Source organism: Sphingomonas sp. T1, assembly GCF_902506585.1.
Taxonomy (GTDB): domain Bacteria; phylum Pseudomonadota; class Alphaproteobacteria; order Sphingomonadales; family Sphingomonadaceae; genus Sphingomonas; species Sphingomonas aerolata.
In genome coordinates, this window is the sequence record NZ_LR733875.1 from 50,541 (window position 1) to 64,802 (window position 14,262).

Consider the following 14,262-nt stretch of genomic DNA (forward strand, 5'->3'; position numbering starts at 1 on the left):
GCCCGAATTCAGCGCGGCAGGAGCGCAATATACCGATGTTTGCAGGTTTTTCCTTTGCCGGGTCGATCCCGGCGCTCGTCACGCCGTTCGCCGCGGACGGCGCTTTCGACGAGCGCGCCTATCGCGATTTCGTCGAGTGGCAGATCGCCGAGGGCTCGTCCGCGCTGGTCGCGTGCGGCACCACAGGCGAGGCAGCGACCCTGTCCTATGATGAGCATTTCCACGTCGTCCGCGTCTGCGTCGATCAGGCGAAGGGCCGCGTGCCCGTGATCGCCGGGGCGGGGTCGAACGACACGCGCGTCGCCTCGGCCAATCTGCGTGCGGCGCACGAGGCTGGCGCCGATGCCGCGCTGATGGTCCCGCCCTATTACAACCGTCCGAGCCAGGAGGGGATCTTCCGGCATTTCGAGGCGCTCGCCGCCGACGCGCCGCTGCCCATCATCCTCTACAACGTGCCCGGCCGCACCGTGACCGACATCCAGCCCGCGACGCTGGCGCGGGTCGTCACCGCCTTTCCGCAGGTGTTCGTCGGCGTGAAGGACGCCAGCGGCGTGCTCGCGCGCGTGTCGCAGCACCGCGAAGCCTGCGGGCCAGACTTCTGCCAGCTGTCGGGCAATGACGACCTCGCGCTCGCGTTCAACGTGATGGGCGGCACCGGATGCATCTCGGTCACCGCCAACGTCGCGCCGAAGCTCTGCGCCGAGTTTCAGGCGGCGTGCCAGGCGGGCGATTTCGTCAAGGCGCTCGCCTATCAGGACCGGCTCTATCCCCTGCACGACGCGCTGTTCACCGACGCGTCGCCGGGCCCGGTCAAATACGCCATGGCGCGGGTACGGGCCGGCTTCCCCGAGACGCTGCGCCTGCCGATGACCCCCGCGGGCGACGCCTCGCGCGCCGCGGTCGACGCGGCGCTGGCGCACGCCGGCCTGGTCTGATCCCCTTGCGTCATCCTGACGCACGTCAGGATGACGGGAGGACCGACAATTAACGTCCAACGCGATACGACGCCCGCTTCCCCTTCGCCCTCCGACCTCCTACATCGCGCATCCCATGGCACGCCCCAAACCCCCGACCTTCGAAAAGACCAAGATCGTCGCCGAGAACCGGCGCGCGCGGTACGACTATTATATCGAGCAGGTGTTCGAGGCGGGGATCGCGCTGACCGGCACCGAGGTGAAGGCACTGCGCGGGGGCGAAGGCTCGATCGCGGAGGCCTATGCCGAGGTGAAGGGCAGCACGGTCCAGCTCGTCAATTCGAACATCCCCGAATTCAGCCACGGCAACCGCTTCAACCATGAGCCCAAGCGGCCGCGCAAGCTGCTGCTGCACGAGCGCGAGATCAACAAGATGTTCGGCGCGGTCGCGCGCCAGGGCATGACGCTCGTGCCGCTGATGATCTATTTCAATTCCAAGGGCCGCGCGAAGGTCGAGCTCGCCCTCGCCAAGGGCAAGCAGAACCACGACAAGCGCGATTCGGTGAAGGAACAGGACTGGAAGCGCGAGCAGGGCCGGATCATGCGGGATCGTGGATAAGCCGTGACCAGGGCGCCGGTCGGTCTCTTCGGGCGCCTCGCGGCGTGGTCGCATCGCAATCTGCCGACCCGCGATTCGATGGAGCGCAACCGCCTGTTGCGTCCCGTCGCGCACCGCGTGCTCGCGCCCGAACTGTGGCGGTTCACCCGGCGCTCGGTGCCGCGCGGCGTCGCGCTCGGCATGGTCGCGGGGATCCTCGTGCCCGTCGCGCAGACCCCCGTCGCCGCGTTGTTCGCGCTGCCGTTCCGCGCCAACGTGCCGACCGCCGCGCTGACCACCTTCATCACCAATCCGCTGACGACCCCGCCGCTCTGGATCGCCGCCTATTGGATCGGGTCGTGGATGCTGCGGATCGACGCGCATGTCCCCGGCCAGCCGGTCGCCGAAGCCGCCGCGCAGGCCGACTGGATCCCCTGGCTGATGCAGGCCGGCCCCGCCACCGCGCTCGGTCTGCTGGCGATCACCGTGGTGGCCTCGATCGGCGGCTATGCGCTCAGCGCGCTCGGCTGGCGGCTGTGGATTGCCCGCAAGTGGCGGCACCGCCACGATAATCGCGGATCGTAACAATCGTCACTATCTGTCGCCCGACGAATTGACGGAGCGTCTTATCGGCGTAGAACACACCGCATCCTGAAGTTCTTCCCCGAGGGTCCCTGATGCGTACGTCGATTGTCACCGCCATTCTGCTCGCCTCCGCCGCAACGGTCTCGGCCCAGACCAGTCAGGCCCCGGCCCGACCGCCCGCGCCGTCGCCCGCGCTCGCCGGTGCGGCCAGCGGTCCCGTCGCGCCGAAGGATGCGAACAAGCCGCAGATCGGCGATTTCGGCTTCGACATGGCCGGGCGCGATACCGCGGTGAAGCCCGGCACCGACTTTTTCGACTATGCCAATGGCGGCTGGGAGAAGGCGACGCCGATCCCCGCCGATCGCTCGTCCTACGGCATGTTCCACGTCCTCCAGGACCTGTCGCTCGAGCGCACCCGGACGATCCTCGACGCGGCGACCGCGAAGCCCGGCGACAAGGTCGGTGATTTCTACGCGAGCTTCATGGACGAGGCGGCGGTCAACGCGAAGGGTGCGGGGCCGGTAAAGCCGATGCTCGCCGCGCTGAAGACGACCACCGACAAGACCGCGCTCGTCACCCAGATTGCGAAGCTGCAGCGCCAGGGGGTCGGCGGGCTCGTCGGCGTCGGCGTCCAGCAGGACGACAAGGACCCGACCACCTATGTCGTCGGCTTCGGCCAGAGCGGCCTCGGGCTGCCCGATCGCGACTATTATCTGAAGGACGATGCCAAGCTCGCCGCGGTCCGCACCGCCTATCAGGCGTATCTCGCGCAGATGCTGACGCTCGCGGGCGAGCCCAACGCCGCCGCGCGCGCCGCGGCGGTCTTCGCGATGGAGAAGGGGCTCGCCACCGCGCACTGGACGCGGATCGAGAGCCGCGACGCGGACAAGACCTACAATAAATGGACCGCCGCCGACTTCGCGGCCAAGGCGCCCGGTTTCCCCTGGGCCCAGTACATGACCGCGATGGGCGTCACCGGCCGTCCCTTCTACCTCGTCGCGCAGCCGAGCGCGCTGACGGGCGAAGCGAAGGTCTTTGCCGATACCCCGGTGAACGTCCTTCAGGACTATGCGATGCTCAAGGTGCTGCGCGCCTATGCGCCCTATCTCTCGAGCGATTTCGACAAGGCCAATTTCGGCTTCTACGGCACCACCCTGTCGGGCACGCCCGAGCAGCAGGTCCGCTGGAAGCGCGGCGTCTCGACCGTGTCGGGCGCGATGGGCGAGGCGATCGGCGAGCAGTATGTCGCGAAATATTTCCCGCCGGAATCGAAGGCGGCCGCCGATCAGCTCGTCAAGAACGTCATAGCGGCGATGGGCGACCGGTTGCGCAACCTCGCCTGGATGGCGCCCGAGACCAAGACCAAGGCGCTCGCCAAGCTCGCCGCCTTCACCCCCAAGATCGGCTATCCTGATAAATGGCGCGACTATTCCGCGCTCCAGGTCCAGCGCGGCGACCTCGTCGGTAACGTCGCGCGCGCCAACGCGTTCGACTATGATCGCGACCTCAAGAAGCTCGGCCAGCCGATCGATCGCGGCGAATGGTTCATGACGCCGATGACGATCAACGCCTATGCCAATCCGACGATGAACGAGGTCGTCTTTCCGGCCGCGATCCTCCAGCCGCCGTTCTTCGATCCGAAGGCGGACCCGGCGATCAACTATGGCGGCATCGGCGCGGTGATCGGTCACGAGATCAGCCATCACTTCGACGATCAGGGCCGCAAATACGACGCCAGCGGCAAGCTCACCGACTGGTGGACGCCGCAGGACGTCGCGCGCTTCAAGGTCTTCACCGACGCGCTGGTCAAGCAGTACGACGCCTATGAGCCCTTGCCCGGGCTGCACGTCCAGGGCGGCCTGACGCTCGGCGAGAACATCGCCGATCTCGCCGGGCTGACCGTCGCCTATGACGCCTATCACCGCTCGCTCGGCGGCAAGCCCGCGCCGGTGATCGACGGCACCACCGGCGACCAGCGCTTCTATTATGGCTGGGCCGGCGTCTGGCGCAGCAAGTTCCGCGAACCCGCACTGCGCCAGACCTTGCTGTCCGATCCGCACTCGCCGGGTCACCAGCGCGTCCTCACCGTCCGCAACCTCGACCCCTGGTACGCGGCGTTCGGCGTGAAGCCCGGCGAAGCCAGCTACCTCGCCCCGGCAACCCGCGTCCGCATCTGGTAATCAGCTCCCGCCGACCGCCCCAGATACACCCCACCCCGGCGAAGGCCGGGGCCCATTTGGGGGACAGACGTAATGGCCGACTGTCCATCGTGACCAAGACCTTCCCAACTGGGCCCCGGCCTTAGCCGAGGTGGTGTACCGCCAACGAAATTCCAGGAGACCCCCATGAAGACCTACATAGCCGCCGGCCTGCTCGCCGCCACCGCGATCACCGGCGTCACCGCCGCCATCTCGCAGACCGCCGAACCAACGGCCGCACCCGCCGCACCCGCCGCGACCGGCGCGCAATATGGCAGCTTCGGCTTCGACGAGAAGGGCATGGACAAGAGCGTCCAGCCCGGTGACGATTTCTACGCCTTCGCCAATGGCAATTGGGCGAAGACCACGCCGATCCCCGCGGACAAGTCCAATTACGGCGCGTTCAACTTCCTCTCCGACCTGTCCGAGACGCGCACCCGCGGCATCCTCGACACCGCGGCCAAGGACCCGAACTCGAAGATCGGCCGCGCCTATGCGACCTTCCTCGACACCGGCACGATCGAGGCCAAGGGGCTGGCGCCGATCCGCCCATGGCTCGCGAAGATCGCCGCGCTCAAGGACCGGTCGGGTTATCCCGCGCTGCTCGCCGAGGCAGATCGCGCCGGGATCGGCGGCCCGTTCGGCAGCGGCGTCGGCCAGGACGACAAGATCCCCGAGCAGTACGCGCTCTCGCTCGGCCAGTCGGGGCTCGGTCTGCCCGACCGCGACTATTATCTCAGCACCGACGCCAAGCTGGTCGAGGCGCGCACCGCCTACCGCGCGCACATCGCCAAGATGCTGACGCTCGCCGGCGAACCCGATGCCGAGGCGCGCGCCGCCGCGTTGCTCGCGTTCGAGACCGAGATCGCCCGGGTCAGCTGGACCCGCGTCGACAGCCGCGACGCGACCAAGACCTATAACAAGATGACCGTCGCCGATCTCGCCAAGCGCGCGCCCGGCTTCGACTTCGCGGGCTATTTCAAGGCGACCGGCACGCCCGTTCCGACCGTTATCGTCGCGCAGCCCTCGGCGATCACCGGCATTGCAAAACTCGTCGCGACCGCGCCGATCGGCGTGCTCAAGGACCAGCTGATGCTCCGCTCGCTCGACGGCTATGCGGACGTGCTGCCAAAGGCGTTCGACGCCGAACAGTTCGCCTTCTACGGCACCGTGCTCGGCGGCACCCCCGAGCAGGAGGCCCGCTGGAAGCGCGGCGTCCAGTTCACCAGCGGTGCGCTCGGCGACGAGGTCAGCAAGCTCTACGTCGCACAGTATTTCCCGCCCGAGACCAAGGCCGCGGCCGACGTGCTGGTGAAGAACGTGCTCGCCGCGATGGGCCGCCGGATCGACAAGCTCGACTGGATGGCGCCCGAGACCAAGCAGAAGGCGCACGCCAAGCTCGCCGCCTTCACCCCCAAGATCGGCTATCCCAGCCAGTGGAAGGACCTGTCCGCGCTGACGATCACGTCCGGCGACGCGTTCGGCAATGAATGGCGCGCCAACGAATGGCAGCATCAGGACAACATCGCCAAGCTCGGCAAGCCCTTGCAGCGCTGGGAATGGGGCATGACGCCGATGACGGTCAACGCCTATGCCAATTTCGGCATGGTCGAGATCGTCTTCCCCGCAGCCATCCTCCAGCCGCCCTTCTTCGATCCCAAGGCCGATGACGCGGTCAATTATGGCGGTATCGGCGCGGTGATCGGGCACGAACTGAGCCATCATTTCGACGACCAGGGTTCGAAATACGACGCCAAGGGCCAGCTCACCGACTGGTGGACGCCCAAGGACATCGCCGGCTTCAACGCGCTCACCGGCAAGCTCGGTGCGCAGTATGACGCCTATGAGCCATTGCCCGGCATGCACGTGAAGGGCCAGCTGACGATGGGCGAGAACATCGCCGATCTCGCCGGGCTTACGGTCGCCTATGACGCCTATCACACCGCGCTTGGCGGCAAGGCGGCGCCCGTGCTCGACGGCTTCACCGGCGACCAGCGCTTCTATCTGGGCTGGGCGCAGGTCTGGCGTCGCAACTACCGCGAGGCGAACCTGCGGCAGCGGCTGCTGACCGATCCGCATTCGCCGTCGCAGCAGCGCGCCTCGGTCGTCCGCAATCTCGACCCCTGGTACGCCGCCTATCAGCCCAAGCCGACGCAGCGCCTGTATCTCGCGCCCGAACAGCGCGTGCGCATCTGGTGACCGGCCGCGTCCCCGACCGGGAAACCGGGCGGGGACATGACGCTTGACCCCAAACCCCCGAACAGCGGAAGAGGCATCGCATGGTTTCGCTTCCGCCCCAGACCGGCCTCGGGCCGAACCGCCGCGCCGCCCTCGTCGCGGCGGTGACGGGGATCGCCGCATCGGGGCTGGTGCTCGGCATGATCGGCGACCTCGTCGTCGCGGCGGCCTTTCTCGCCGCGGCGATCATCGTCATCGGCGCGGTGATCGTCTGGCGCGTGCTCGCGCGCGCCGGCAGCGCCGAACTGCGCACGATCGACTGGGACTTCACGCGCACCGTCGCGCAGGCGAGCGGCGACGCAATCGCGGTGACCGATCGCGCGGGCCGGCTGGTCTGCGCGAACGATGCCTATGACGCGGTGTTCAGCGGCTTTCCGACTCCGCCGGGGCTGCCGCTCGACGCGAGTGGGGTCGTATTGCTCGCCGAGGCCGGACGCACCGCCTGGCGCGACGGTCATGCGCAGGCGGAGCGGCTGGTCGCCAACGGGCTGCGCATCTCGGCATCGATCACCCGCGCCGGCGACGAGGCGGACATGCTCGTCTGGCGGTTCGTCACCGCGCCCGACTATGACCTCGCGCAGACCGCCGAGCGGCTGATCGACGGGCCGACCGGCGACCGGCTCGGCGGCAGCGGGATCATGGCGGCGTTGCTCAGCGCCGACGGCCGCGTCCGCGCGACCAACCGCGTGCTCCGCGTCCGCGCGATCGGCGACGAGCATGAGGCGATCGAGGGACGCGACTTCGCGCGCTTCCTGATCACCGACAATCGCGGCCTCGTCCGCTTCGCGCGCGAGGGCGGCGCTGGGACGCCGCTGCGCGTGGTGCAGGTGCCGTTTGTCGAGGGCGACGACGCCCCCGTTCTCGTCATCCTGCTCGACGACGAGGAGGATGCGCCCGCGATCGGCGCGTCGGCCTCCGCGCATGTCCGCAGCCTTGTCAGCCTGATGCCGTTCAGCATGGCGCTGGTCGATCGCGAGGGCCGCTTCATCCAGATGAACGATTCGTTCCTGCGCGCCGCCGGGGTCGTCGGCGCCGCGCCGCCGCTCTACCCCGGCGATCTCGTCGTGCGCGAGGACAAGACCGCGGTCGCCGACGCGATCCGCCGGTTCGCGGGCGGGCAGACGCATTCGACCGACATGGCGGTCCGGCTGAAGGATCATCCCGACGAGCCGGTCGCGCTGACCATCGCCGGCGCGCGCGGGCTCGGCGATGCCGCCGTCCTGCTCAGCCTCAAGGACAATAGCGAGGAATCGCGACTGAAGCGCGAGGTGGCGCAGGCGACCAAGATGCAGGCGGTCGGCCAGCTCGCCGGCGGCGTCGCGCACGACTTCAACAACATCCTGACCGCGATCATCGGCCACTGCGACCTGATGCTGATGCGCCATTCGCCCGGCGACAGCGATTATGACGACATCCAGCAGATCCGCACCAACTCGAACCGCGCCGCCGGGCTGACTCGCCAGCTGCTCGCCTTCAGCCGCCAGCAGACGCTGCGCCCGCAGATCCTGCAGCTGCCCGACGTCGTGTCCGAGGTGTCGAACCTGCTCAAGCGGCTGATGGGCGAGACCGTCCGGCTCGACATGATGCACGGCCGCAACCTGGGGCCGGTCCGCGCCGATCCGGGGCAGCTCGAACAGGTCGTCGTCAACCTCGCGGTCAACGCCCGCGACGCGATCCTGTCCGCCAACCCGCGCGGCGGCGGCACGCTGACCATCACCACGCGCTCGGTCTCGGCGACCGAAGTGCGGCAGATGGCCTCCGACATCCTGCCCGTCGCGGATTATACCGCGCTGATCGTCCAGGACACCGGCACCGGGATCCCGCCCGAGGTCCTGCCCAAGATCTTCGAGCCGTTCTTCACGACCAAGGAATTCGGCAAGGGCACCGGGCTCGGCCTCTCGACCGTCTACGGCATCGTCAAGCAGTCGGGCGGCTATATCTTCGCCGAATCGCAGCCGGGGCAGGGGGCGACCTTCACCATCTTCCTCCCCGTCCACGCCGCCCCTGCCGCGCCGCGGCTCACCGCGCCCAAGCCCGCGGCCAAGCCCGCCGACCTGTGGGGCACGGGGACGATCCTGCTCGTCGAGGACGAGGACATGGTCCGCGCAGTCGCCGAACGCGCGCTCACCCGCCAGGGCTATAGCGTGCTGACCGCGGAGAATGGCGAGGTCGCGCTCGAGATCATGGCGAAGAACGGCCGCCCCGATCTGCTGATCACCGACGTGGTGATGCCGACCATGGACGGCCCGACGATGGTCCGGCACGCCCGCGAGAAATATCCCGACCTGCCGATCGTCTTCATGTCGGGCTATGCCGAGGAACAGCTGCGCAAGTCGATCGACCTCGACAATGTCGAGTTTCTTCCCAAGCCCTTCTCGGTTCAGCAGCTTGCCGAAGCCGCGCGCGACGTTCTTGCGGCACGTTAAGCAACAAGATGTTGGCGCTCGGCGAAATTGCCGCCTAAGGTACAAAATATGAACGTGCCACAGCAGATCCTCATCGTAGAGGATGAACCGTTGATCGCCATGATGCTCGAGGATTTCCTCGAGGTGCTGGACAAGGGCGTGGCAGGGTCCGTCGACACCGTCGCCGATGCCCTGCACCGCATCTCGGCCGGGGGTGTCGACGCAGCGATCCTCGACGTCAACCTGCGTGGCGGTGAGAAGAGTACTCCGATCGCCGAACGGCTTGCGGAGGGCGGAATTCCCTTCGTGTTCGCGACCGGCGGTGGCGATGACGGCCTCGATCCCCGCTTCCGTGACCGGCCCCGCCTGCAGAAGCCGTTCACGATGGATGGTGTGGCCAAGGCGCTCGAAAGCCTCTGACGGTCCGCCGCGCAGGCTCTGCGGTCCTCGTCCGGCCGCGGCCGCGGCGGATAAAACTGCAAATCCATACGCAACTGTCTTGCGCAAAGGCCCCGTCTCGCGACATAGGCGGTCGCCATGACCCGTATATTCGATAAATCGCGCCTGCCGAGCCGGCATGTCTCCGTCGGTCCAGAGCGTGCGCCGCACCGCAGCTATTACTACGCGATGGGTATCCCCGCAGAGGATATCGCGCGTCCGTTTGTTGCGCTCGCGTCCGCCGGCAACAACTCGGCCCCCTGCAACACCACGCTCGACGCGCAGGCCGATGCCGCGCAGGCCGGCGTCATCCAGGGTGGCGGGATGCCGCGCCGCTTCAACACGATCACCGTCACAGACGGCATCGCGATGGGGCATCAGGGGATGAAGGCGAGCCTCGTCAGCCGTGAAGTCATCGCCGACTCGGTCGAACTCTCGGTCCGCGGCCATTGCTACGACGCGCTGGTCGGCTTTGCCGGCTGCGACAAGTCGCTGCCCGGCATGATGATGGCCATGCTCCGCCTGAACATCCCGTCGGTGTTCGTCTATGGCGGCTCGATCCTGCCCGGCCGCTATCAGGAACGCGACGTCACCGTCGTCGACGTGTTCGAGATCGTCGGCAAATATGCCGCCGGTGCCTGCCCGCTGTCGGAGGTGCATGCACTCGAGAAGGTCGCCTGCCCGGGTCACGGCGCATGCGGTGGGCAATATACCGCCAACACCATGGCCTGCGTCGCGGAAGCGATCGGATTGTCTATTCCGAACAGCAACATGGTGCCCGCGCCTTACACGACGCGTGAACAGATCGCGGTGGCCGCCGGCGCGCAGGTCATGGAGTGCTTGGCCGACAATATCCGCCCGCGTGACATCTGCACGCGCGAGGCCTTCATCAATGCGGCGCGAGTCGTCGCCGCGACCGGCGGCTCGACCAATGCCGCGCTGCATCTGCCTGCGATGGCGTCAGAGGCGGGGATCGAGTTCGACCTGTTCGACGTCGCGGAGATCTTCAAGACAACGCCGTATATCGCCGACCTCAAACCCGGGGGGAAGTATGTCGCCAAGGACATGTATGAGGCGGGCGGCGTCTACATGCTGATGAAGACGATGCTCAGCGGCGGGTTCCTCGACGGCAGCTGCATGACCGTGACCGGCAAGACGCTGGCCGAGAATATCGACCAGGTGACGTGGAACCCCGACCAGAAGGTCATCTACGACATCAGCACGCCGCTGACCCCGACGGGTGGCGTTGTCGGCCTGCGCGGCAGTCTCGCCCCCGATGGCGCAATCGTGAAGGTTGCGGGGATGCACCGGCTTCAGTTTAGCGGCCCGGCGCGCGTGTTCGACTGCGAGGAGGACACCTTCGCCGCCGTCGAGGCCCGCGCGATTAACGAGGGCGAGGTCATCGTCATCCGATACGAAGGTCCCAAGGGCGGTCCGGGCATGCGCGAGATGCTCTCGACCACCGCCGCGCTCTATGGCCTCGGCATGGGCGAGAGCGTCGCGCTGATCACCGACGGCCGTTTCTCGGGCGGCACGCGCGGCTTCTGCATCGGCCATGTCGGCCCCGAAGCCGCCGATGGCGGCCCGATCGCGCTCGTTGAGGATGGCGACATGATCCATATCGATGCCGAGGCGGGGACGATCGATCTCGATGTTCCCGAGGACGTGATGGCGGCACGCCGCGCGGTCTGGGTCCCACGCAAGACCGATTACGGCTCGGGCGCTCTGTGGCGCTATGCGAAGACCGTCGGTCCGGCGTACAAGGGCGCGGTCACGCACCCGGGAGCCGCAGCCGAAACGCATGTCTACGCGGATATCTAAACGATCGCAGTATCTTGTCGGGCTTGTCTCGCTCCCGCTGGCAGCTTGCGGGAGCGGCAAGCCCGACGCCCGTGACACGGCGTCGCGCCGCGACGACCCACCCGTCATGCATGTCCCCTGCGCCAAGGGGGCCGCCGCTTTGGCCCCCGACTGCACGATCGAGCAGTCGCGCGGCGCAGATGGCGTGATCCTGACCCTCCGCCACCCCGATGGCGGCTTCCGAAGGTTGCGCATCTCCCCTGACGGCCGCGGCGTCGTCGCCGCTGACGGGGCGGAGCGGGCGCAGGTCACGGCATCCACCCCCGGCAGCATCGACGTCGCGCTGGGCACCGACCGCTACCGCCTCCCGGCGACGGTCCAGCCGGGCGCGAACGGCTCATGATCCGGATCGAGGGCCAGCTCGTCCTGACCGCCGCCGAGATGCGCGCGGCCGAGGATGCGGTGATCGCAACCGGTGTCACGGTCGATACGCTGATGGACCGCGCAGGCACCGCGATCGCGCACGCGGTCCATCGCCTCGCGGGATCGAACGCCATCCTGATCCTCTGCGGCCCCGGCAACAATGGCGGCGACGGCTATGTCGCCGCGCGCCTGCTCGCCGACCTGGGCGCAACGGTCCGCGTCGCCGCACTGTCCGAGCCCCGCACCGATGCGGCCAGGGCGGCAAGGGCAGCGTGGCCCGGCCCCGTCGAATCTCTCGCCGAAGCGAAGCCCACCCCCGTCCTGGTAGACGCCCTATTCGGCACCGGCCTGAAGCGCCCTTTGGATGCTGGCACCGCCACCCCCAACGCGAGTTCCCCCGCGGAGGCGGGGGCCCAGCTGAATCCCACGCGCGCGCCTGATGGCTCAGCCTGGGCCCCCGCCTCCGCGGGGGAACATTCGGTTGCAGACCGTCTCCAAACCCTAAGCACCGCCGCCACCCTCGCCATAGCCATCGACCTCCCCAGCGGCCTCGCCACCGACTCCGGCCACGCGCTCACGACACCGCCCGTCTTCCACCTCACGCTCGCCCTCGGCGCACTCAAACCCGTGCACCTGCTCCAGCCCGCCGCGCGCTATTGCGGCGAGGTCCGCCTCCTCGACATCGGCGTCCCCGTCACCAGCCAGATCGAAGTGTTCAAAAGCCCGCAGCTCGCACCCCCCGGACCCGATGCGCACAAATATACCCGTGGCATGGTCGGGGTCATCGCCGGCACGATGGCGGGCGCGGCCGACCTTGCCGCGCTCGCCGCGATGCGCGCGGGCGCGGGCTATGTGACGCTGCTCGGCGACAGCGCGGGCCCGCCGCATGCACTCGTCCGCGCGGCGTTCTCCGACCACGCGCTCGCCAACGACCGGATCGGCGCGCTCGTCATCGGCCCAGGCCTCGGCCGCGACGCCACCGCCCGCGTCCGACTCGACGCCGCGCTGGCTGCCGGCCACCCGCTCGTCCTCGACGGTGACGCGCTCCGCCTGCTCGATCCCGACCGGATCCGCGCGCTCACCGTCCCGGTCATCCTCACCCCGCATGCCGGCGAATTCGACGCGCTCTTCGGACGATCGGACGACGACAAGATCACCCGCGCCCGCGACGCCGCCGCCCGCACCGGGGCGGTCGTCGTCTTCAAGGGCGCGGACACCGTCATCGCCGCCCCCGACGGCCGCGTCCGGCTCGCCCCAGGCGCGAGCGACTGGCTCTCCACCGCCGGCACCGGCGACGTCCTCGCCGGCGCGATCGGCGCGATGCTCGCCGCAGGGCTCGATCCGCTCGCCGCCGCCGCCGCGGGTGTGTGGCTTCACAGCGAGGCCGCGCGTCGCTCCGGGCCGGCATTTATCGCCGATGACTTGGCGGATGCGCTCCGGTCGGCCAGAGCGTCCTTATGACCAGTGACCCAACGACCGACACCATCGTCCGCGTCGCCGCGCGCGGCGACGGCATCACCGCCGATGGCCGCCACGCCGCCTTCACCGCGCCCGGCGACACGCTCGCGGCCGACGGCAGCGTGACCCACGGCCCGCACCACCAGACCCCGCCCTGCGTCCATTTCCCGACCTGTGGCGGCTGCCAGCTCCAGCATCTCGACGACGAGAGCTACAGCGCCTTCGTCACCGACCGGATCGCCTCCGCGCTCGACGGGCAGGGCCTGTCCGCGCCGATCCACACCCCGCACATCTCGCCGGTCCGCAGCCGCCGCCGCGCGACGCTGCATGCCGAGGCCAAGGGTGGCAGGATCACGCTCGGCTTCACCGCCGAGAAGGCGCATCTGATCGTCGACATCAAGGAATGCTGGATCCTCGATCCGCGCCTCTTCGCGCTCGTCGCCCCCTTGCGCACCCTGCTCAAGCGCCTCAATTTCCGCCGTCGTGCGGACATCCACCTGACGCTCGCGGACCAGGGCGCCGACATCCTCATCACTGGTTTCGCGCCCGAAGGCCTCCCCGCCGCCGAAGCGCTCACCCGGTTCTGCGAGGAGCACGGCATCGCCCGCGTCGCGTTCGACGACGGTCTGGGGCCGGAGACGCGCTGGGAGCCCGATGCGGTGACGATCACGCTGGGCGGCGTCCCCGTGCCGCTGCCACCCGCCTCGTTCCTCCAGGCGACCCCCGACGGCGAGGCCGCGCTCACCGCCGCAGTGCTCGAGGCGATCGGTACGCCCGCCACCGTCGCCGACCTGTTCGCCGGGCTCGGCACCTTCACGCTCGCGATCCCGGCGAAGGTCTATGCCGCGGAGGGCGCGCGCGACGCGCTGACCGCGCTCAAGGCCGCCGCGCACCGCCTGCAACGCCCGGTCTTCCCCGAGCACCGCGACCTCTACCGCCGCCCGCTGACGGTGGCCGAGCTCGACCGGTTCGACGCGGTGGTGATCGATCCGCCCCGGTCTGGCGCGCGCGAACAGGCCGGCGCGCTCGCCGCGTCGAAGACGCCGGTGATCGTCTACGTCTCGTGCAACCCGGCGAGCTTCGCGCGCGATGCCAAGGAGCTCTGCGACGCCGGCTGGCGGATCGACTGGATCCAGCCGGTCGGCCAGTTCCTCTGGTCCACCCATGTCGAACTCGCTGCGAAGTTCGTCCGCTAAGGTGCTAAT

General features: G+C 68.7%; 11 protein-coding genes. All 11 read left to right on the forward strand.

Features of this window, described 5'->3' with window-relative positions; all coding sequences use genetic code 11:
* Positions 1 to 35 precede the first annotated feature (35 nt).
* The 11 genes from dapA (at position 36) to GV027_RS00290 (ending at position 14,253) form a co-directional block, all read left to right on the forward strand.
* Complete coding sequence (gene dapA, locus GV027_RS00240) at positions 36 to 935, forward strand: 4-hydroxy-tetrahydrodipicolinate synthase (protein ID WP_159510571.1); 900 nt, start codon at positions 36 to 38, stop codon at positions 933 to 935.
* A 115-nt stretch (positions 936 to 1,050) separates the two neighbouring features.
* Positions 1,051 to 1,533: an SsrA-binding protein SmpB gene (smpB, locus tag GV027_RS00245; protein ID WP_031395420.1), complete on the forward strand. Its 483-nt coding sequence runs from the start codon at positions 1,051 to 1,053 to the stop codon at positions 1,531 to 1,533.
* Positions 1,534 to 1,611: 78 nt separating this feature from the next.
* A complete protein-coding gene (locus GV027_RS00250; RefSeq protein WP_042466983.1) occupies positions 1,612 to 2,097 on the forward strand; it encodes a DUF2062 domain-containing protein in 486 nt (161 codons plus the stop codon).
* 92 nt (positions 2,098 to 2,189) lie between these two features.
* Positions 2,190 to 4,277, forward strand: coding sequence for a M13 family metallopeptidase (locus GV027_RS00255; RefSeq protein ID WP_159510572.1), 2,088 nt, complete (start codon positions 2,190 to 2,192; stop codon positions 4,275 to 4,277).
* Positions 4,278 to 4,442: 165 nt separating this feature from the next.
* Positions 4,443 to 6,494, forward strand: a complete 2,052-nt coding sequence (locus GV027_RS00260; protein WP_159510573.1) for a M13 family metallopeptidase — start codon at positions 4,443 to 4,445, stop codon at positions 6,492 to 6,494.
* Positions 6,495 to 6,574: 80 nt separating this feature from the next.
* Positions 6,575 to 8,959, forward strand: a complete 2,385-nt coding sequence (locus GV027_RS00265) for a hybrid sensor histidine kinase/response regulator (protein ID WP_159510574.1) — start codon at positions 6,575 to 6,577, stop codon at positions 8,957 to 8,959.
* 48 nt (positions 8,960 to 9,007) lie between these two features.
* Positions 9,008 to 9,358, forward strand: a complete 351-nt coding sequence (locus GV027_RS00270) for a response regulator (protein WP_031396103.1) — start codon at positions 9,008 to 9,010, stop codon at positions 9,356 to 9,358.
* Between the two features lie 117 nt (positions 9,359 to 9,475).
* Positions 9,476 to 11,197, forward strand: coding sequence for a dihydroxy-acid dehydratase (gene ilvD, locus GV027_RS00275; RefSeq protein ID WP_159510575.1), 1,722 nt, complete (start codon positions 9,476 to 9,478; stop codon positions 11,195 to 11,197).
* Between the two features lie 106 nt (positions 11,198 to 11,303).
* Positions 11,304 to 11,579, forward strand: a complete 276-nt coding sequence (locus GV027_RS00280) for a hypothetical protein (protein WP_159510576.1) — start codon at positions 11,304 to 11,306, stop codon at positions 11,577 to 11,579.
* Positions 11,576 to 13,060 carry an NAD(P)H-hydrate dehydratase gene (locus GV027_RS00285; RefSeq protein WP_159510577.1) on the forward strand — a complete coding sequence of 495 codons (1,485 nt, stop codon included), beginning with the start codon at positions 11,576 to 11,578 and terminating at the stop codon, positions 13,058 to 13,060. Before GV027_RS00280 ends, GV027_RS00285 begins: the two co-directional genes overlap by 4 nt.
* Positions 13,057 to 14,253 (forward strand): class I SAM-dependent RNA methyltransferase, encoded by a 1,197-nt coding sequence (locus tag GV027_RS00290; protein ID WP_159510578.1) that lies wholly within the window; start codon positions 13,057 to 13,059, stop codon positions 14,251 to 14,253. The genes GV027_RS00285 and GV027_RS00290 overlap by 4 nt, the downstream gene beginning before the upstream one ends.
* Positions 14,254 to 14,262 lie beyond the last annotated feature (9 nt).

What these genes read in the sequence shown, in the direction of transcription:
- dapA (WP_159510571.1), top strand. Translation starts at nt 36, where the DNA reads ATGTTTGCAGGTTTTTCCTTTGCCGGGTCGATCCCGGCGCTCGTCACG.
- smpB (WP_031395420.1), top strand. Translation starts at nt 1,051, where the DNA reads ATGGCACGCCCCAAACCCCCGACCTTCGAAAAGACCAAGATCGTCGCC.
- GV027_RS00250 (WP_042466983.1), top strand. Translation starts at nt 1,612, where the DNA reads ATGGAGCGCAACCGCCTGTTGCGTCCCGTCGCGCACCGCGTGCTCGCG.
- GV027_RS00255 (WP_159510572.1), top strand. Translation starts at nt 2,190, where the DNA reads ATGCGTACGTCGATTGTCACCGCCATTCTGCTCGCCTCCGCCGCAACG.
- GV027_RS00260 (WP_159510573.1), top strand. Translation starts at nt 4,443, where the DNA reads ATGAAGACCTACATAGCCGCCGGCCTGCTCGCCGCCACCGCGATCACC.
- GV027_RS00265 (WP_159510574.1), top strand. Translation starts at nt 6,575, where the DNA reads ATGGTTTCGCTTCCGCCCCAGACCGGCCTCGGGCCGAACCGCCGCGCC.
- GV027_RS00270 (WP_031396103.1), top strand. Translation starts at nt 9,008, where the DNA reads ATGAACGTGCCACAGCAGATCCTCATCGTAGAGGATGAACCGTTGATC.
- ilvD (WP_159510575.1), top strand. Translation starts at nt 9,476, where the DNA reads ATGACCCGTATATTCGATAAATCGCGCCTGCCGAGCCGGCATGTCTCC.
- GV027_RS00280 (WP_159510576.1), top strand. Translation starts at nt 11,304, where the DNA reads ATGCATGTCCCCTGCGCCAAGGGGGCCGCCGCTTTGGCCCCCGACTGC.
- GV027_RS00285 (WP_159510577.1), top strand. Translation starts at nt 11,576, where the DNA reads ATGATCCGGATCGAGGGCCAGCTCGTCCTGACCGCCGCCGAGATGCGC.
- GV027_RS00290 (WP_159510578.1), top strand. Translation starts at nt 13,057, where the DNA reads ATGACCAGTGACCCAACGACCGACACCATCGTCCGCGTCGCCGCGCGC.